The following is a 22,317-nucleotide window of genomic DNA, read 5'->3' as shown; positions in this document are numbered from 1 at the left end:
GAAGAGTTTATGCATCTTTAGCTTGTTGTGCGAGAAATATAAACCATAGAATGTGGTATGCCCTGTCCTCATAGGATTTATGAACCTCACTGATCTTACTGTAGAAGATAATTTTACTTAGCCATCTTATTACGGATCCTGCTCAATGTTTCCAACGTAATACCTAAGTAAGAAGCAATATAAGTAAGCGGAACACGATTTGCCAATTGACTTTGTGTTTCTAAAAATCTTTTATAGCGGGTAGTAGCGTTAGACAAGCGGCCTATCTCTGCACGTGCATCTGCATCCATGCAATATTTTTCTAAAAGTCTTCTGCCGGCAATATTCATGTCCTTAAAATTGTCGTACAAATAATGTAGGTCTTGAAAAGTAGCACCAACCAGTTCACAATCTTCGATCGCCTCAATATATTCAAGTGAAGGTTCTTGTTTATACATGCCTCTTATCGAGGTAACCATTTCATTTTCCAGTGTTATCCAGGTTATGATCTCTTTGTTTTCATCACGTATATAACCCCTCACGGCACCTTTTAAAATTAAAAACAGGTGTTCGCAAATTTCACCCTCTCTCAAAAGCAAGGTTCCTTTTTTCACATTGTAAGTAAAGCAATGCTCATCCACATATTTCAAAGGAGCTTCATCCATTTCAGGATGCACCATTTTTAAAAATTTAGATAAAGGAGAAGGACCTTTCTTGGTATCCCATTTATTGATCACAGAGGAAATGTGAATGAGGTTATTACGTAAAGCCATAGCAATTTTTAGTAAAACAAATTTAACCTCAAATGCCCATAATGACAAATATGTCAACTTTAAAAGCGCTCAATACTTCTTGTATTTCGAAAAGTTGACTAATAACACACCAACTAAAATTACTATCAATGCTATTACCTGTATAAACGATATTGTTTCACTTACCAACAGCCAGCCTAAAAACATTGCCACTACAGGATTAATATAAGCATACGTGCCTACCAAAGCAGCAGAACGTACACTTAATAACCAGATGTAAGCAATATAACCTACCAACGATCCAAAAGTGATCAAATAAATTATTGCAAGCATAGATGATGTACTGATCTGTTGCCATGCAAATAGTTTTTGCTCTCCAACAGCAAACGCTACAATAAAACCCGATAAGCCGGCAGCTAACATTTGTATGCTGGCTTTCATTGATGTAGTTCCTTCGCTTGCTGCGTACTTGGAATACAACGAACCGGCACTCCAAAGCATACTGCCGATCAACAATACAACAAAGGCGATCAACTGGTCATGATCATGTAAGTTCAAAGATGTTTTTCCATTGAATAATAAAATGATCCCGCTAAAACCGATCAATAGACCAATAACAATAAACTTGTCGGAGAAATTTATTTCCCAATGTTTTTTATCTAGCAAGATCATCCATAACGGAACACTTGCTACAACAATGGCTGCCACGCCTGATGGTAAATACAGTTCCGACCATATCAATGCGGTAGTGCCGCAAAAAAGCATTAGTATTCCTGCTAACGAATTTTTTAATATCGAAATGATATTTGGAGTTTTGTCTCCTTTAGCAATGCACCAGGCATATAAAATTAATCCTGCTCCAAAAAAGCGTATGCCCGCCAACAGAAAAGGAGGAACGGTTTTTAATGCCAACACTATGGCAACATAGGTTGATCCCCAAATAAGATAAACAGCTGCAAAAGCTGCAATAACCAAACTCTTTGAAGGTGTTGCAGAAGTGCTTGTGATTTCCATTATTGTAAATATAACAATTTGAAATCTGTAATTTCTAATTAGCTATTGGGGATTTATTAATGGCGTGCCCCAAGCTAACGCAAGGGTCGGGCTTTCCGCTTCAATCTTTTTGCTCGTTCCTCGCAAAAAGTATTTCCGCTTCAATCCCTCACGCAATGATCGTTACAGTAAACTATTGAATGATAACCTTATAAACTTTGCGAGTGTTTTTGTCATCAAATAATTCCAGCAAATAAAACCCTGAAGTAGGTAAAGATGGAATATGCAATTGATAATTACTATCTCCCATAGCCGGAACAATAACAGTATGATAAATTAATTGTCCTGTTGAACTGATCAATCGGATAGTATAACTCGGGCTGCTATTTTTTATAAAAGGAATATAAATAATATTATTAAAAACAGGATTAGGGTAAATGCTGGTAGCGATTACCGGCAGCTGAGTAGAATCAATTTTAAAAATTAATAAAGTGCTGTCTGCACCAATTGCATTAGCCGCAATAATAATAGACGAATAATAACCCGAATCTGCAGGAGTTCCCGTAATAAATCCTGTGTTAGTGTTAATGCTTAACCCAGCAGGTAAATTAATGGCATTAAATGTTGCAGCAGAATTGTTGGCAATTACCTGGTAACCGCTAAAAGGATTGTATTGTTTTCCTTTGGCAGTGTCTGTAATAATTATTTCAGGTTTAACAGAATCTATTAATGCATTGCAGACTGTTAGCTCTGCAGTTCCAAAACCTGCTGTGTTTTGATAGTCGTCACTATTGGTGCCATACCAACCCGCCGTAGATTCTCTTTGCCCTTTATTATCATGCTGATCATTAATATCAATATCAAAACCAATTTGCTTCCCGTTAAAAGGAGCGGTGCCACCAATAGTAGTCCACGGAAAAGAAGCTTCCAGCGTATATCCGTCAGCGGTAGTAACAATGGCATATGTTATGCCGGCTTTATTGTTGGTGCTGCCGGTAATATTGTCTGTTGTAAAAGGTTTAATATTCCAGTTAAACCGGTATTGATGATCATTGGCAGTATAAGCGCCTGCTTTGCTGTTATTGCCTGCAAGAAAAACCTCTACGCCATCCTGGTCCCAAATACTGGCGCCGATAGTGCTTCTGTTCGTGTCTTTAACTTTTACCAATAAATAAAAGTTAGCGGCATCATACATTGCCTGCCAGGTAGAGCCTGTTTGTATTTGTCCGCTTATTATTTGCGAAATATAATTCGGTGTAACCTTTGACCATATCAGGTCCGCAGCGCCATCAATTACAGGACCAGTACTAGTATTTACTACCATTGCTTCTGAACAGAAAGGGACTTCATTGTCTTTAATGGTAAGCGTTGCGGTGGCATTTTGAATAAAGTAAGCAGTATCGGTATTGAGTGTTAATGAAATGGTTTCTTTTGGATTTATTAACGTGTCATCAACAGCATTAATTAAAATAGTATCTGTTGTGTTTGCTGGATCTAGTGTAACCGTACCTGCTAGTAATGGCAACGCATTGTAATGGGCTTCGGGCGCCGTACCACCCACAGTATATGTAACAGTCACAGCTGTTTTTATATTTGTTCCTGATATAACAAAGCTTCCGGTGGCGCCATCTTCCGATGGTGTGCCAGTAGCCTTCAACGAAACAGTAGGGGCATTATCAATAGCATCCATTAAAGCAACAGCGCTGTCAATTTTTAACGAGGTAAAATAAGTGTAAACCTGGTCTAATTGAGATTGCTTATCTGCATAATTCAAATATTTTTTACGCAATGTAAATAAGCGATAAACCTGTTGCAGATCATTTTCTGTATAAGGCACTCCGGTAAAGCGCTGCACTTTCGCAAGATCTCTGAAACCAAATTCTACCGTAGGTTCCAGTATGGTACCTTCTCCAAAATCATTAAAAGTTACTAATTGCAATGCATCAATGCGGGAACTGTATTTATTGGCTAATGATAAAGTAGAGTCCAATGTTTGCCCGTTATTATCAGCAATAAAAAATAACGTATTACCTGCTCCGCCCTCTTTATAATAATCATAAAAACGTGGAAAAGCTGCGCCAATAGCAGTATTTAGAGTAGGAGCATTGTTATTATAAAAGTTAAGTAAGCCGGAAAAGCTATTACTGTACACCCAATCAAACTTACCATTTACGTTAGTTCCTAAATTGTCATTGTTAAAACTGCCGGGTAAAAATTGTACAGGTTGCCCTGCTGCTCCTAATATCTGTGTCCATGAATTTGCATTATGAAAAGTGATCGGACCAAATACACCTACCAACGGTTCATTATTGGTACCGATCTTGATATAATTAGGTTGGTTGAAATAATTATTCTTTGCGTAAGTAAAAGCATTTTGTCCATCCTGTATATTTCTCCAAAACCGATCTTCTGCCACAATGCCGAAATCAATACCGGCACTTTGCGTTTTGTTAATTAATGAATCGGAATTTATTAAAAGGCTTCCGACATCGCTGTTAGATCCTGTTTGTCCATACCAATCCAATAATACACCATCTACGCCCGACAATTTCATTAATAATAAATGATATTCAACTACAGCCGGATCTTTACTCGAATACGGGCCAATTAAAGGATAATAATGAGAGGCAATTTCCCTTTCTCCATTTGTATCAATGAGGTTAGGGTTCCTGGTATTCATTTTCCAATGATATCCCCAGGAATAGTTTGTTCCGGCAACCGGGTTTTCGGGAGCATCAAACCAGGGCATATAGTGCATATACACTTTTAACGGATTGCTTTTTGTAACAGCTACCGGTTGAGAATATGCGATAACATTAATTAAACAAAAAAGAAAAATGACTAAAGGTTGTAAGGTTTTTTTCATCAAAGATTATTAAGCCGGGTTAACAAAGTTTAGGTAAGCTATAATGTGTATTTCATACAAAACAGCCAATGGAATAGCGCAAATTCATACTTAGGTTTATAGCAAGATGGTTTTTGAAGTGCAATTGATGCTTTGAAGTTATAAAATACGATACAAATCTTCATACCAACAATTTATATTGATGTAGTATGATGCAAATTTTAGAAATCCTAATTGTTTTGAAAAGACACTGCTTATAATCAACAATTTAGAATAGATAGTTTTTAATTTTATATATGCCCGTATAAATCTCGCTATAAAATTAGCACATGGAAAACGGTAGCATCCCTTTTGAGTTTTTTACATTTTATAATTAGAAAGTTAAGATTTTACAAAGAAAAAGAGTTGACAGAAACATTATTTAAAATTTTCGAAAATCGTCATGTATTTAGTACATATTTAAAAATTGGTAGAATGTTTAAATTTTTTGAAATAAATTGCAACCCCACAGGTTCCCCCTTTTTGACAAATTCTGTTAAAAGCCTGTGATTATTAAGATGAAATACATAATAACAGTATTTATTTTTTTGTCTTTTTTGTTTACCGGTTTTTCTCAATCCATTGCAGTTGATAAACTGTCTGAGTTGAATAAAATAATGGAAAAAGAAAAAGAGTATGATGGACAAAAAGAAGCAGAAATAAAGAGATTACAGGAAAAGCTTTCCACAGTATCGCAAAGTAATTTAGCTGAACAGTATGATCTAAGTGTTCAATTGTACAATGCTTACAAGGTTTTTAAATACGATTCTGCGTATCAATATTCACGCAAGGCGCACGAAATTGCCTATCGGTTGCAAGACTCCAATAAAATCGCCTATTCAGGAATTTTAGTAAGCTTCACTTTATTATCCTCCGGTTTATTTAAGGAAACAGCAGATACATTGGATGCTATTCATACTTCTCATTTGCCGGATAGCATTGAAGCGGAATACTATGCAGTAAAGGCCCGCTATTTTTATGACATGGCTGATTATGCCAATGATGATTATCATAAGCCTGTTTACAACAAAGAAGGTGGTTTTTATTTGGATAAAGCATTAGCGCTTTATACTCCTTCATCCTTTAATTATTCTTATTACAGCGGATTGAAAGATATACGCTCCGGTAATAAAGCAAGCGCTCAGATAAATTTTGAAAAATTAATAGCAGGAGGGGGCTTGTCAAAACACGAATTGGCACTAACTGCTTCTACACTTAGCGATATTTACATCCAGAATAAGCAAACAGACTCTGCTATTTATTTATTGGCAGATGCTGCTACAGCTGATATAGAATCTTCTACTAAAGAAACATCGGCAATGTTCAATCTTGCCCAATTACTTTATAAGGAGGGTAACGTTAAAGATGCATCAATGTATATTGAATACGCTATTAACGATGCAGCGTTTTATGGAGCAAGACAGCGAAAGGTACAATTGATCAGCATTCTACCTTTAATTGAAGCAGAAAAAATAAACAAGGTTGAATCTCAGAAAGCAATATTGATCACTTATGCAGTAGCTATTACTTTTTTACTATTGATAGTAGTAGTGTTGGCAATAACGGTATATAGGCAGGTAGTAAAATTAAAGCATGCGCAAAAAGTGATTTACGATGCTCATCAAAAAGAACATGAGGTAAACCAGCAGTTGGCAGAAACCAATCGTAAGCTATCTGAAATGCATGTTAAAGAACAAGAGATCAATGAGGCGTTGGCACAAACCAATGCACAATTATCCGATGTTAATTTCCGATTGTCGGAAGCGAATAAAATAAAAGAAGAGTATATTGGTTATTTTTTCAATGCCAATTCTGAGTTCTTTAATAGAATAGAACGATTTAAAAAATCGGTTGAGCAAAAAATTGCCGATCGCAAAATAGAAGAAATCAAGTTTTTGGTGAACAGCATTAATCTTCGCAAAGAAAAAGAAGACCTGCTGAGGAACTTTGATAAAGCCTTTTTACGCATTTTCCCGCATTTTGTCGAAGAATTTAATCAATTCTTTAAAGAAGAAGACCGGGTTGAATTAAAAGACGGAGAGATACTAAATACCGATCTTAGGATCTTTGCTTTGATCAGGATGGGGATCAATGATATAGGAAAGATCTCACAGATATTGGAATATTCGGTGAACACAATAAATACCTATAAAACAAGGATTAAGAACAAATCCATCATTCCCAACGAGGAATTCGAAAAAAGGATAATGAATATTAAGACGATTTAATCGATTTTTTTTAAAATTTATTGCGCTATATATGCTATATTTTTATTTGTATAATATGATAATTTAATTTTGATTATCAATCATTTACATAAAAAATTAGTATATTTTTATTGTTTTTTTTCTATACAGCCTAAATATAAGTTGTGCTTGCTTTAGCAGATTTTCTATATTCGTTTTGTGTAATTTAGGTGTTTTGCGAATTAATATATTACTGATTGCTGTGTTGTTTTCAGATTTTAAAAACGATTAATGGCTTGTTGTACTAAAGATTATCCTTCCTTCAAATGGCTTCTTCTTTTGAAAAGTTTAATGATTTAATACTGCGGGTTTTATTATAAAACAGAAAAACTTAACTCTTTAAAATAAAAACGAAGCTTGCTTATGCTTAAAAAAAGACTTCTCGGAATTTCCGCAATCGTTGTCACTCTGCTATTATTGCAAACAACAGTATTTGCGCAGGACAGAACCATTAACGGTACTGTAAAAGATGAAGCAGGGAAACCGATCCCGAAAGCAACGGTAACTGCCAGGGGCGCCACAAAAGGCGTAACTACCAATGATAATGGTAGCTTTAGCATAACCGTTCCCGATAGTATAAATTTTCTTACAGTAACTTCTGCAGAATTTGATCCAAAAGATGTTAGTATTAAAGGTACTACCAGTGTAAACGTACAATTGTCCGCCGTTTCTAAAAAACTGGAGGAAGTTGTTGTAAACGTAGGGTATCAAACACAGAAATTAAAAGATGTAACCGGCTCGGTAAGTCAGGTAAAAGGAGAGGCGGTTAAAAACCTAGCTACGCAGGACGCGGCTACTTTGTTGCAAGGTCGTGTTGCCGGTGTGGATGTAGTTACGCCTTCCGGACAGCCGGGCGCAACTTCTCAAATAACCATCAGGGGGGTATCTTCCTTAAACAACCCTGCCCCGTTGTATGTAATCGATGGAGTACAGCAAGCGAATGGTAATAATATCAATCCACAGGATATAGAAAGCATGAGTGTTTTAAAAGATGCATCGGCAATGGCCATATATGGTGCATCTGCCGCCGGCGGCGTTATAATCATTACTACTAAAAAAGGTAAAGGCGCTACGCCAAGCATTAACCTGGGGGTGCGTTATGGTGTTTCTACCCCTAATTTAATTCAGATGTTGGATAAAGATGACTTTATTCAATACAAAAAAGATATTAAGGACGGAAACTATACAAATCCTAATAACGCAGCAGACATCGCTGCCTTTTTACCAATTGATTGGAACAAAGAATTATACAGGAACGGTAGCGAAGCGAATTATACATTATCCATTTCAGGTGCCAGTCCTAGTAATAATGTAAACTATTTTTTATCGGGAGTTTATAATGATCAAAAAGGTGTTTTCTTAGATAATGAATCGCACATGGCAGGTGCTAGGATCAATACAGAGATCAAACTTACGAATGCTATCAAGATCGGTGAACAAATGAACGTTTGGACAAGACAAACCATCCCTGTAAAAACGCCGATCGTAAGCACGCCATTTAACTCTCAACCGGTATTCCAGGGTGGACCTTTATATTCTGCTGATCCGGGTACAGCCTGGGGTATTTATCCTTTTGGTTATCCCGGCTTTAATGCTGTGGCACAAGTTAAAACAGCCACTTTTGAATTTCCTTCCAACAATTTTCAGGGACAAGCTTACCTGGAAGCGAAACTTCCTATTAAATATGTAACCTTTAGAGCCACTTTCGGGTATACTTCATCCGGTTATCAAAACAATTTATTCCAAAATAAATTTGATAATACCGGAAATCCATTAACGAATGACAATGGTAATGTTCAAAATCACTTATATAGAAATATTGGAAATTATTCACAAACATTAAATGCTTATATATTAGCATGGGATCATGATTGGGGTAAGCATACCACTAATTTATTAGCAGGCTACGAACAATATAATAATCAAACAGAAAATTTATTGGCAGATATGCAAAATGTTATAGGTAACACATTTGCTTACATCCCAACAAGTTCTTCCATAGATAGAGGCGGACAAAGAATAGAAGGTGCTTATGATAATCAGGATTTGCAACGCTCTGTTTTTGGAAGACTTAATTACGATTATAACAAACGCTATTATTTAACATTAACTGTTCGTAGGGATTCAAAATATGCAACGTTTGGTAATTTGAACAGAACAGGTGTTTTTCCTGCTTTAGCTACAGGATGGAATATTGATAGAGAAGTATTCTTTAAGAAATTCAAACCAACCATCAGTCAATTAAAATTAAGAGCTAGTTATGGGGAAGTTGGAAATAGTAATATTGGTAATTATAAATATATTGTTGCTTATAATAACGGGCTTATTCAAAACTTTCAACCAAACGGAACAGGGCAGGTTAGCTATACCCAGGAAAGCCCGGCTAATGAAGGGATTAAATGGGAAACAACAAAAGAAACCAATATTGGGTTAGATGCTCAATTTTTTAATGGAAAACTTTCGTTAACGCTTGATTGGTACAATAAGAAAACAGTTGATTTATTGTTTAATACCCCAATCGCATTAAGTTCCGGTTCTCCTGCAGGTGGTACAGGGTTTAGCGGAGGTGCTGTAACTCCGGCAACTTATACTCAAAATATTGGTACAGTACAAAACAGTGGTTTCGATATTGCTTTAGGGTATAATGGTAAAAAAAGAGACCTGTCCTATTCAATTACGTTGACCAGTTCATTTAATACCAATAAAGTGTTAACAGATGTTTATGGAGGTTTGCCAGATGGTAATACAAACTATCCTTACGGTACCAGTATGTGGAACGGATTGGCGTTGACACGTACATTCATCAATCAGCCTTTTGGACAATTCTGGGGATTGCAATCATTAGGAGTTATTAAAAATGCAGATGATCTGACAAAAGCACAGGTAGCTCAACCTGGTGCAAAAATTGGAGACTTGATGTATGCAGATAGAAACGGGGACCATATAATTGATCATAAAGATGATACTACTATCGGTAACCCATATCCTAAAGTAACCTTCGGATTAAACTTTACCGCTACCTGGAAAAAATTCGATATAGCTTTATTGTTTAATGGCGCATTAGGGGTATCCTTATACAATGGTGTTACTCCTTATGAATTTGAAAGCTTGAATGGAAGTAACGTTACTTCTAAAGTATTCCAGGCATCAGGCTTTACTCACAATGGTGTCACCAATGGGGTAACAGAATATCCAAGCGTTGGTTATGTAGACGGATTTGGCAGATTTAATTTTGATCCTAACGGTAATTACACTACCCCAAGCAGCTTTTTTGTTGAAAATGGCAGCTACGTTAAATTGAAAAATATACAGATTGGGTATACGATTACAAATAATACGTTAACTAAAGCAAAAATTAAAAGCATTCGTGTGTATGTAATGGCTACCAATGTTTTTTGCATAACAGGTTATACCGGTGTTGATCCTGAATTAGGAAGTCAATACCAGATATTGGGGCTTGATGTAAACGGTAATGTAGTGGGAAATGCAGACGGTTCTGCTTATCAAAAAGGAGTAGGCGCAGCAACCACTTCTCGTGGTATTGACGGGCCTTCAAAATATCCAAGTGTAAGATTATATACTGCAGGTGTTGATTTTAATTTCTAAATTTTTTAAAATTATCTATACAATGTATAAAAAAATAATAGTTATAGCAATTGCCGTTGTTGGTTTGGCGAGTTGTTTCAAAGAACCCGGTGATTTATACCCTACTAATGAACCGGTGTATAATAACTACCCTAAAACAATTGCAGATCTTACTACATTTGTTACTCCCGGCTATTCTAATTTCCGTAATGCCAATTTATATGGTTACCAGTATTTGCCGCTGGTACTTTCATGCGATCATAGCTTTTGTTCGCAAAATTCGGCAGGTAATCCCTTTACCATACAAGGAGGAGATTTTTTAACCAATAATATTAATGTAACTAATACACCCAATGCTGCCTTGTATGCGCAATTGTATACGGGCGTGTCAGCAATGAATGTGTATTTTGACAGGGCAAGATATTTTCAAATAACCTACGGGGATAAAAATGCGGCAGATGTAAGAGCGCTTTCCGGACAGGCTTATTTTTTAAGAGCTTATTATTATTTCTTGTTGGAAGGTTTTTATGGCGAGAAATATATAGATATGACGCAACCGGAAGATCCTAATGTATTAGGTGTTCCAATGCCATTAACTTTTGCAACCAATATCCAGGAAACCAATTTGCCTCGTAGTAGTGCATACCAGGTATGGTCTCAGATCATTACAGATCTGGATAGTGCGGTAGCTAATTTACAAGGAGTTACTTACGATGCAACAAATCAAGGACGTATTACAGAATGGGCAGCTAAAGCAATGTTAGGTAAAGCTTATGTATTTACTAAGCAATATGATAAAGCAAGACCCGTATTGTTAGATGTAATCAATAATAGCGGTAAGCAATTAATGAATTATTCTCAATATAAAGATGCATTTAATGGAAATACTGCGAATGAGTTTAATTCAGAGTCATTATTTGAGATCAATGTAGATAGACAAGCGGATCAAGGCGGTATTCTTTTTAGCAGCAACTATAAACAAAGCTTAACTACAGACGCCGGTGAATTATGGGCGCCTGCTATTATTGGAGCGTTGGGTGTTGATAGTTTGGGTAATGGAGATGGCAATGGAGGTACTTCTGCTAATATGGGTAATAACTATTGTAAATTCTTTGTGCATGATAGAAGCTTAAGACGCTTTGGCTTTGATCTGCCTGTTTATACATATGAAGCTAATCCTAATGCAGTAGGTCAAAACAGTGCATCAAGTCCTTCTTATATGATGGATCATGTTTCTTATCAAAATTCGTTAGCTGCGAGAACAAATAATACAGTTGATCCAAGATTATTTGTTTGTGCATTAGAACCATGGGTGGATAGCTGTCAGCAACAATATAGTGTTGATCATCGGCCATCTAATAGCACTATTGCTCAATACCCTGTTACAATTCCTGTAGGTAAAGCATTTATCATTAATTCAGATCGTACAGCATTTTGGGGGTGGAACTCCAGAAAATATGCTACTACAGAAAATTCAATATTGGCATATGGTGGTAACGATGCTTCCAATATTTACATGCTTCGTTTAGCAGATGTTTATTTATTATATGCAGAAGCCAGTATGACGAGCAGTCCTTCTGATGCGCTTCATTATATTAACGAAGTTCATAGCAGAGCGTATGGCGGTTCTCATGCATTTGATTATGCTAGCCTTACTGCAGCTACAAAAGCTACAGGTGCTAACGATGAATTAGCAAACGATCCATTAAAATATGAACGTTATGTAGAATTATTCGGAGAAGGCGGCTGGTGGTTTGATGTTTGTCGTTGGGGAATTGGTTCTCAGGAAGCAACTTATTATTTATATGGTTCTACTGAATACAATCCTAAAACAAATTCAGGTCCTGATTTCAGTAAAATAAATGCAGGGAACTGGAGTGGTTCGGGTACACAGATCAAAGCACAACATTTCCCGATACCGGCTCAGGAAATATCTATTAACACAGCTATTCAAAGAAATAACTATCCTTATTAATAATAGTATTTATTGAAAAATTTAATAGCAATATCAACCATACTTTTAATAATTACCGGTTGTGGTAAATCTTCAACCGATAATAATGGTGTAGTTCCAATACCCTGGGATAATAATATTAGGGCTTATGCTCCGGTTGCTGTGGCAAAAACCAGCAATAAAAAAATATTTACGCATTACATGCCCTGGTTTATTGCGCCTCCTTATACAGGCAGTAACACAGCATGGGGCTTACATTGGACGATGGCTACTAAAAATCCAAATATTATCAGTGGAGGACAAAGGCAAATTGCTTCACATTATTATCCATTAAATACCGGGCCTTATTCAACAAGAGATACTGTATTGATCGACTACCAGCTTTTACTAATGAAATTAAGTGGTATAGATGGTATTTTTATCGATTGGCCGGGAACAATGGATGTTAGCGATTATCAATCAAATGTTGTAAATACCAATGCAGTAGTATCCCGTCTTTCTAAAGTTGGATTAAAATATGCTATACTTTATGAAGATCAGAATTTGAAAGATGCTCCTACCAACGGCAAAGTAACACAGGCTAAGGCTGATATGAGTTACATCCAAAGCACTTATTTTAAAGATGTCAACTCAACGTATGAAGTATATAACAGCAAACCAATGTTATTAGACTTCGGTCCATTTGGTCCTGTTCAAAATGCTTCTGATTGGAATGATATTTTTTCTGTAATGTCAACACCCCCGGCTTTCTTCACATATGAAGGAAGTAAAAGCAAAGGAGGGACTAATGTTGCAGGAGACTTTGCCTGGGTACAATCAAACAACATAGGCAATCTGACTAATTATTATAATGGAAGTGGTGTAAAGATAGGAGGTGTTTATCCCGGCTTTAATAATTATTATGATGAAGGTGGGTGGCCGAATAATGCTAATTTCAACATCGATTATGGAAGTGGCAGTACTTCAACTTTTGCACAAACACTTTCATTGGCATTGCAACAACCGGTTAATTATGTGCAATTGATAACATGGAACGATTATGGAGAAGGAACGATGATAGAACCAACTGTTCAATATGGTTATAGTTTTCTTACTGAATTACAAAAACAATTAGGAGTACAATCTTCTTTATCTCAATCTGATTTAGAAGCTGTAGCCAAATTATACGCTTTGCGGGCTAATTATTTAACCAATTACGATGTAAAAAAGTTGAATCAATTAGAACAGGTGTTTTATTACATGACGTCACTAAAAATGGATAGTGCAAAAGGCTTGTTGGCAAATTTTTAATTACTGTATGTCGCTTAAAAGAATTTTTATTTTATTTATATGCTTTGGATTGCTTAAAACTGCTGTAGCACAGGAGTTAACTGCGGGCATGGGTAAAGTAAAAGTAAGCTTTTCAATAAATGAAAAGGGAATGCCATTATACAGTATTACATACGATCAAAAAGCTGTTATTAATTCTTCCTCTTTAGGGTTTGATTTAGTGACAAATGCAGGATTGACTCCCCGGCCATTACCTTTCAGCAATGGTTTTGAATTGACCGGCAGCGAACAAAAAAGTGCTGATGAAACCTGGCACCCTGTTCTAGGAGAGGTAAGCACTATACGTGATCACTATAACCAGTTAACAATTCATTTAAAGAAAAAAAACACAGATTTGTTATTGGATATTGTGTTCAGGGTGTTCGAAGATGGTGTAGGGTTTCGATATGAATTCCCTAAGCAAAAAACGCTCAATTATTTTACTGTAGCCAATGAGCTTACTCAGTTTAATTTGGCAGGAAATTACCAGGCTTTTTGGATACCGGGCGACTACGACACTAACGAGTACCCATACACGAAATCAAAAATAAGTGAAATTGATAATCAGCCTGTCGTAAACAGCAGCACAGATATTTGTGTACGCAATGTTGTTGACAGGTATGCAGTACAAACACCATTGATGATGAAATCAGACGATGGATTGTATATAAATATTCATGAAGCAGCTTTGTTGAATTATTCAGCGATGCAATTGCACGTGGATACAAAAACACAACAGCTTACATCCAGTTTAGTTCCGGATGCAACAGGCAATAAAGCATATTTGAAAGCGCCTTGTCATACTCCGTGGAGAACGGTTATTGTGAGTAATAAAGCGGCAGATATATTGGCTTCCAGGATGATCTTAAATTTAAATGAGCCAAGCAAAATTGAAAACACATCGTGGATCAAGCCAATGAAATTTGTAGGTGTTTGGTGGGAGATGCAAACAGGAAAAGGAACCTGGGCTTATTCTGATTATGCTGACAGTGTGGATGCTACCGGAAAAGCTATTCCCAATGGCAAGCATTGCGGTAATACAAATAATGTTAAACGTTATATCGATTTTGCAGCAAAGAATGGAATAGATGCTGTACTGGTAGAAGGATGGAATACAGGTTGGGAAGATGCTTTTGGAGCATGGAAAGAAAAACCTTTCGATTTTGTAACACCGTATCCTGATTTTAATGTTAAAGAGTTGCAGGAGTATGCAGCGAAAAAGGGTGTTAAGATAATCATGCATAATGAAACCTGCGGAGGTGTTACTAATTACGAACGACAATTGGATACTGCTTTTCGCTTTATGAAGAATAATGGCTATAGCTCAGTTAAAACAGGATATGTTGGAAAAATAATTCCAAGAGGAGAGTATCATGACGGTCAATGGATGGTGAATCATTATGTACGCGTAGCACAAAAAGCCGCAGATTATAATATCATGATAGATGTTCATGAGCCGATGCGCCCTACAGGAATCCAACGTACCTATCCAAACTGGGTGGCGAGCGAAGCAGGCAGAGGTAATGAATACAATGCGTTTAGCCATGGAAGCCCATGTGATCATGAAACAATATTACCGTTTACAAGATTAATGGGTGGTCCAATGGATTATACTCCGGGTATATTTAAATTAAGATATTATTCTTCTGATTCAACCCGTCAGTTACATTCTACTTTAGCCAAACAACTGGCATTGTATGTAACTATTTACAGTCCTTTGCAAATGGCGGCAGATCTGCCTGAAAATTATGAAGCACATCCGGATGCGTTTCAATTCATAAAAGATGTTCCGGTTGATTGGGACACTACAAATATCATTGCCGCGGAGCCCGGCGATTATGTGGTAATGGCAAGAAAAGGAAAAGGAACTGATAATTGGTTTGTTGGAGCAATTACAGATGAGACCAGCAGAAATTTTACCGTAGATCTATCTTTTTTGGACAAAGGGAAAAAATATATGGCTACTGTCTACGGAGATGCGGCCAATGCAGACTGGAAAACAAACCCTGAAGCTTATGCAATTAAAAAAATTACTGTAACTAATAAAAGTCGTTTATCACTTTCATTGGCAAATGGAGGTGGTGCTGCGGTTTCTATTGTTCAGGTACGATAGTTGTTATTAAATATTTTCTTACTAAAAATTAAAAATCAAAAAACATGAAACTTAAAAATGCAATGCTCGGTATAGTAGGAGGGTTGTTTGCCCTTTCGGTAGGTACTATATCATGTTCTAAAGACGACAACCCTTCTCCGGGGGCAGGAACTCCAACAATTAGTTCTTTTACGCCAAGTTCAGCTGCGGCAGGTGCTACTGTTACTATTAACGGTACTAACTTAACAGGTGCTACTTCTGTTAAATTTGGTGGTACAGCTGCTACTTCTTTTACTGTTGTTAGCGCTACACAAATTACTGCTGTTGTAGGTGCAGGTGCTACAGGTACAATCACTGTAACAACTCCGGGTGGTACTGCAACATCATCTACTTCATTTACTTTTTCTGCAGTTGCTCAGCCAACTTCTGACTCAGTTGCTCATGCCTTTTTATTAGCTAAATGGACATTTGATAGCGACAGTAAAGAATTTGCTACAGGTACACCTGCAGCACAAACAGTAGGTACAGTTACTTACACTAACGCAGGTGCAATAGGAAACTGTGCAACATTTACAAATGGTGCATTGGTTTATCCTATTATTTCTACAATTGACAGAGACACTGCTTTACAAAGCTATACTCTTTCTATGTGGGTAAACATTCCTGCTTCAACAGGTTCTGAAGGATTACGTTCTTTATTCCAAATCAATGGTACAAGATTCCCAGATCTTTGGGGATTAGTTTCTATGGAATTAGCTAACAACGGTGTTGTAGGAGATTCTTTAGCAATTCAATCAAGACAAGTACAAGTTGATGGTAATGCTCCTTATGTACACAACCAGGTAATTGGCCCAAATAATACATTTGGTGTTACCGGAAAATGGACATTACTTACTGTAACATACAATGGTAATGGCAATAACCAAACAATTACTCTTTATGTAAATGGTAATAAGATCAATCAACAAGAATTAACTACAGTTACAAAACCTGAAACTTTCAGAATCGTTCCAACAGGAGCTGATGCTGGTGCAGATAATAAAGTAACTATAGGTACTTTAGAATTCTATGATCTTGGTTTCACTTTGGGTAACGGTTACGGACAAACAGCTCCTTTGGCTGCCGACAGACCATGGGCTCAAAACGGTATCACCGGTAAGATCGATGATATCAGATTATTCAATACTGCTATAAGTGATGGCGAAGTAATGAATTTATATACTTACGGAAGCCAAGGAAAATAATTCTTAATTATTTCTCTCTAATAACAAATAACAAAACCCCGCTTATTGCGGGGTTTTGTTATTAATGCCAATTTTTAAAATTTTATTTTTGAACAAAAATGCCTTGAAATTGGTAAACGATAAATTATATTTATTATTTTTTTATATTTGATATATATGTTGAAAATCAGCATATTATATGAAGGTTATGCTACCAAAACTAAATATTTTCTATATGCTTTAAACATTGATTGTTTGCTTTTTGCTTGTTTTCATATATTCGTTGCCCGAAACAGAAATTAATAGTATTTTAAGGTTTCTTATTTTCCCATACAGATTACGCAAACGATGCCAGACATGCCGATGGAAGTTTCCCTTTTAGTTGAAGTTAATAACAAGAGTACTGTCTTGCATAAAAATCTTTCGGATTTCATCAATCATTTTCTAAATTGAAAATTAATTAACTGCTTTATATGAAGAAAACTACACTACGTCTGTCTGCTTTTAAATTTTTTGTTCTTTGCTTTACTGTATTGATATCAGGTATTGCAGTAGCACAAAATACTTTTACTGCAACCAATGGCAATTGGAATTCAGCTGCTAACTGGAGCGCCGGGCATGTGCCAAATGGTACTGAAAATTTGGTGATTCCCTCAGGTAATACCTGTACAATGGATGTAAGCTACTCCAATACAAATACATTTTCATTTGCTATTGGGGGAACATTAAATGTTCCGTCTGGGATGACATTGAATTGCACAAAAGCAACCATCCTGTTAAATGCAGCCAATGCAACGATCTCAGGTGGCGGTACAGTTTACCTGTATACTTTTACCGTTTCTACACCCAATGCAACGGATGTAGTGAATATTACTAATTCTACACAAGCCGCACAGGTAACATTTGGTAATAGCGGAACTAATACAGCAGCTACTATCAATCTTACACAAGGATTATTGAAATTGACCAACCAGGTAATATCTTTTTCTAAAACAATTACTATTAATGCTACTGGTGGAGATTTTGCCCATGCAGGCGATGGCGCAGGTGATGCAGATGTAGATGGAGGAACAATAGTTTGCGCTGGTGGTCCGGCAACTACTACAGTAAATGGAGCAGTAACGTTTAATAATATTACAACAGCTACCGGCGGAAATATGCAATTGACCTTAAGCACCAACAATGGTGTAAATACAAAAGTTAATGGTGTATTTGCTGTTACAGGTGCTAGCGCTAATCAATTTAAAGCAAGTGGTAATCCAATAATCTGGGGTCCGCAATCTACTTTATTCTTATATGGCAACAACCAATGGAACCAGGCAAACTTTTTATCAACCTTATGGGTTGGAATGGCAGGTGGAAGTGGTACCATTGGGGTAACTCCGGGCTATCCTAATAATGTAACGCTTTGTGGTTTGGGTACTTCTGCGGGTAATAATTACGGATGGGTTGCAACGGGTGATAGAAGCCTGAATGGTATTCTTAGCATTGGTGATACATTAAGCAGTATTAATGCGCAAGTGAATTTTTCAGGAATAACTAATTTTTGGTGTGGTGGTTTTGTGTTAACAGGTAATTCAAGATTTTCTGCTCCTAGTTCAGGAATGTTAGTGAAAGGCAGCTGGAAAGATTACCAGGCAACAGGAACTAATCTTGGGTTTGTGAGCAATAATTGTACTGTTACTTTTGGCGGTGCAGGTACTTGTGCTAATCCTGATTCTATTATAACAAAGAATATACCTGCGGGAGAAACTTTTTACAATTTATCTGTTGCAGCAAGTGCTTTTGTAAAATTATTTACTCCGGTAACGGTAACGAATAATCTTACTTTATCACAAGGTATATTCTCAACTTCAACTACAAATATTTTATTCGTTTCTAATTCTACTACTTCAGCAATTTCGGGAGGTTCATCCAGTTCATATATTGATGGACCTGTTAAATGGAATTCAATAGCCGGTACAGCTGCAACTTATGTGTTCCCTGTAGGAAATAGTGCTGCTTGTACACCAGCTTATTTACCATTGACTTTAAATTTATCAGCTGTTGGTGTAACTACTGCAATGACAGTTCAGGCATTTAATACAAGCTCAAATGGTACTTTTGATGGAACACTTTCTGCCCTAGGTAATCAATATTGGTCATTAGGTGTAAGTGCTCCTATACAAGGTTCAACTGTTTCTCTTCAAACTCCAAATGCGGTAACGCCTTATACGTTAATTAGCGAAAGCAATACTACTGTAAATGGTGTGTATACATCTATTGGTGGTACAGCATCAGGCAATCAAATTACCAACTCAAATGATATAGGATCAGGCACGTCTTTATTCTTTACATTAGGACAACCTCCAATTATCTCAACATTACCACCAACATCGGTAACTACAACAGGTGCAACATTCCAGGGTGGGTACAATACACAAGGAAGCCAGGTACAAACGGGCTTTAATTGGGGAACAAGCACTTCATATGGTTCATCAGTGGTTACTATCCATAGTCCTATAAACAGCACTTCTTCTACTGCAGATTCGGCAGTGGTTACAGGGTTAACTCCTAATACTGTTTATCACTATATGGCAACTGCCGGAAGCGGCACGGGTGGTGATATTACATTTGTTACAGCGCCAAACCCTCCAACAGCAACTGCTGCATCAAATATATCAGGAAGCGGATTTACAGCTAATTGGACAGCGCCTGCTAATCAAGGTAATGCTCCTTTTACTTATACTATACAAATATCAACAGATCCAACTTTTGCAACAGGAGTAACAACACAAACAGGGTTGACTTCTACTTCATATGCAGCTAGTGGTTTAATATCTGCAACTACTTATTATTACAGAGTACAAGCAGTTAATGCAACAGCAGCTTCAGCATGGTCAGCTACTATAACTGCAACAACTAATTTGGTTCCAACTCCTCCTTGTACAAATAATACAAGTAGTGATGGTGCTACAACATTTACGACAGCTCCTCCTGTTATTGATGGTACTATCGATCAGGTTTGGTCATCAGCACCAGCAAACGCATTGACTTCAGTTGTTTTGGGAACCAATAATAATACACAGAACTGGAGATCATTATGGACTACAGATTCGTTGTATTTATTGGTTGAAGTAACTGACGCTTCCTTAATTTCTCAACCATCAGGATTAGGTGGAGTACCTGTTGCAGGTGCAACTATGGGTACAAGTGCTAATTACTATGAAGTGGATGGAATAGAGTTTTACTTAGATCCGAATGATAACCCCCAACATGCTTACGACCAGGTAAATGATATACAATTGCGTTTCAATTTGGGTGCTACTTCTTTAAGTGGTCAATCTTACGGTGGACCTAATCAATTTCAAGGTGCAGCATTTAACAGAGTTGCTCCATTGGTAGATTGGAAAATGGTTGTAACACCTACCGGTTATTTATTGGAAGCGGCAATTCCCTGGGGTAAAGATGCTGCGCATCCTGGTGTGTTCTTATTACCAACTCCTCCTAATCCTGCTGACACGTATGGTACACCTGCTAGCGGTCAGGTTATTGGTATCGATGTTGGTGTAAATGATCAGGACAATGCTAGTGGTGGTCGCCAGGCACAAGTTCAATGGAATGGTCAATCTACAGGGTCTTACTTATATTCAGATCAGTTTAAGAGCGTAGGGTTACAAATATGCCCTGAGCCGCCAATTGTAACCACACCAACTAAAGATTCTATTACTGCAACGTCTGCTAAGTTAGGAGCTACAGTTGTTTCTGCCGGTAAAGTAAATGGCAGTCCTTCTACAATAATAGCAAGAGGTACAGCGTATGCAACATCGCAACCTGTTCTTTCAAATGCAGGTGCAGAAGGTGGTACTTCTTTAGGAGCTTATGCAAGTGTACGTACAGGGTTAAGTCCACAAACAAAATATTATTATGTAGGTTATGCTAATAATGCCGGTAACTTAACGGGTGTTAGCGTAGCAGATAGCTTTTACACTTTATCTCAATTACCAACGGTACAGCCTACACTAAGTGCTGCAACTTGTTCGGGTGTAACGTTGAACTGGACTACTATCCAATTTCCGGCACCTAATGAAGCATCACAAACAGGTTATATAATTTTGCGCAGACAGGATGGCAACAATCCAACTACCAGCGGTATTAAAACAAGAGTAGCTACAAAACAAGGAGACCTTCCTTCGGGAACAACTTTAGTGGCTACTGTTAGCAGCGGTGCAACACTTACTTATGTAGATGCAACAGCGCAGGCAAATACTACTTATAATTATTTGTTAGTTCCATTTACATGGGACGGCGTAGCTACCGATTCTACATACAATTACTTTGTAACAAATGCACCAACGGTAACGGCTACCCCGGGAGCTACTACAACACCAACATTTAATATCACTCCTTTAAGTTTCTGTAGTGGAGCTACTGCGCCAACATTGCCGCTTACTTCAACTAATAATCCTGCTATTACAGGCACATGGAGTCCTGCTGTAGTTAGCAATACAACAGGAGGTACTTATACATTTACTCCTAACCAGGGACAATGTGCAAGTACTACTTCAATAACTATTACAGTAAACAATAGCACAACACCTACATTTAGCATTACGCCTACTACTATTTGTAGCGGAGATAATGCGCCAACGCTACCTCTTAGCTCGACTAACAACCCTGCTATCACTGGTACATGGAGTCCTGCAGTGGTAAGTAATACAAATAATGGGGTATATACATTTACTCCTGATCAGGGTCAATGTGCAAGTACTGCACAGGTAAACATTACAGTTGCAGGTAAGCCTTCTGTTACTGTCAATGCAGATAAAACAACTATTGCTCAAGGTGATATTGTAACGCTTACAGGTACAAGTAATGTTCAGGGAAGTTATTTATGGACATCTGCTCCTGATGCGGGTTTTTCAACAACTACCGCTGCAAGCACAACAAGTCGTCCTAATGTAACAACCTTATATACATTGACTGTTACGAATGGCAATTGCACTGGTAGCGATACTGTTACAGTTACTGTTCAAAATTTATCACCTTGCGTTATCAATGTACCAAAGGCATTTTCGCCAAATGGTGATGGTAATAATGATGTTTGGAAACTAAGTTCTGATTGTGAAGTGAAATTGATCGTGAGCGTTTACAATCGTTGGGGTGGATTAATATATCATTCAGATGGTTATAATAACGATTGGAATGGTACGTACAAAGGCAATAATGTTGCGGATGGCACTTACTATTATGTAGTAAGAGGATTATTCCCTAACGGTTCAGTACATACCTTAACCGGCAACGTAACTATCCTTAGATAAA

10 protein-coding genes are annotated in these 22,317 nt (G+C 37.2%); 7 read left to right on the top strand and 3 right to left on the bottom strand.

Going from position 1 to position 22,317, the window contains the following annotated elements; translation table 11 throughout:
* Positions 1–113 precede the first annotated feature (113 nt).
* The 3 genes from K9M53_RS11515 to K9M53_RS11505 form a co-directional block, all read right to left on the bottom strand.
* The gene (locus K9M53_RS11515; protein ID WP_224014998.1) at positions 114–752 is read right to left on the bottom strand and encodes a Crp/Fnr family transcriptional regulator; all 639 of its coding nucleotides are present in this window, start codon (positions 750–752) and stop codon (positions 114–116) included.
* A 69-nt stretch (positions 753–821) separates the two neighbouring features.
* A complete protein-coding gene (locus K9M53_RS11510) occupies positions 822–1,745 on the bottom strand; it encodes an EamA family transporter (protein ID WP_224014996.1) in 924 nt (307 codons plus the stop codon).
* 172 nt (positions 1,746–1,917) lie between these two features.
* Positions 1,918–4,590 (bottom strand): sugar-binding protein, encoded by a 2,673-nt coding sequence (locus tag K9M53_RS11505; protein ID WP_224014994.1) that lies wholly within the window; start codon positions 4,588–4,590, stop codon positions 1,918–1,920.
* Between the two features lie 536 nt (positions 4,591–5,126).
* On the opposite strand from K9M53_RS11505, the gene K9M53_RS11500 reads away from it, so the two are divergent.
* The 7 genes from K9M53_RS11500 to K9M53_RS11470 all read left to right on the top strand — a co-directional run bounded on the left by K9M53_RS11500 (position 5,127) and on the right by K9M53_RS11470 (position 22,316).
* Positions 5,127–6,836, top strand: coding sequence for a DUF6377 domain-containing protein (locus tag K9M53_RS11500; RefSeq protein WP_224014992.1), 1,710 nt, complete (start codon positions 5,127–5,129; stop codon positions 6,834–6,836).
* A 435-nt stretch (positions 6,837–7,271) separates the two neighbouring features.
* Positions 7,272–10,460 (top strand): SusC/RagA family TonB-linked outer membrane protein, encoded by a 3,189-nt coding sequence (locus tag K9M53_RS11495; RefSeq protein ID WP_224014990.1) that lies wholly within the window; start codon positions 7,272–7,274, stop codon positions 10,458–10,460.
* 22 nt (positions 10,461–10,482) lie between these two features.
* The gene (locus tag K9M53_RS11490) at positions 10,483–12,414 is read left to right on the top strand and encodes a RagB/SusD family nutrient uptake outer membrane protein (protein WP_224014988.1); all 1,932 of its coding nucleotides are present in this window, start codon (positions 10,483–10,485) and stop codon (positions 12,412–12,414) included.
* 12 nt (positions 12,415–12,426) lie between these two features.
* Entirely contained in the window at positions 12,427–13,683 is a 1,257-nt protein-coding gene (locus K9M53_RS11485; protein ID WP_224014986.1) for a glycoside hydrolase family 71/99-like protein, read from the top strand.
* 7 nt (positions 13,684–13,690) lie between these two features.
* Positions 13,691–15,814: a glycoside hydrolase family 97 protein gene (locus tag K9M53_RS11480; protein WP_224014984.1), complete on the top strand. Its 2,124-nt coding sequence runs from the start codon at positions 13,691–13,693 to the stop codon at positions 15,812–15,814.
* Between the two features lie 44 nt (positions 15,815–15,858).
* Positions 15,859–17,037 carry an IPT/TIG domain-containing protein gene (locus K9M53_RS11475; protein ID WP_224014981.1) on the top strand — a complete coding sequence of 393 codons (1,179 nt, stop codon included), beginning with the start codon at positions 15,859–15,861 and terminating at the stop codon, positions 17,035–17,037.
* A gap of 452 nt (positions 17,038–17,489) precedes the next feature.
* Complete coding sequence (locus K9M53_RS11470) at positions 17,490–22,316, top strand: sugar-binding protein (protein WP_224014979.1); 4,827 nt, start codon at positions 17,490–17,492, stop codon at positions 22,314–22,316.
* The last annotated feature ends 1 nt before the right edge of the window (position 22,317 follow it).

The sequence above is a fragment of the Ferruginibacter albus genome (assembly GCF_020042285.1).
GTDB lineage: Bacteria > Bacteroidota > Bacteroidia > Chitinophagales > Chitinophagaceae > Ferruginibacter > Ferruginibacter albus.
Note: the sequence above shows the minus strand (reverse complement) of the source record. Positions and strands in the feature narration are given on the sequence as shown.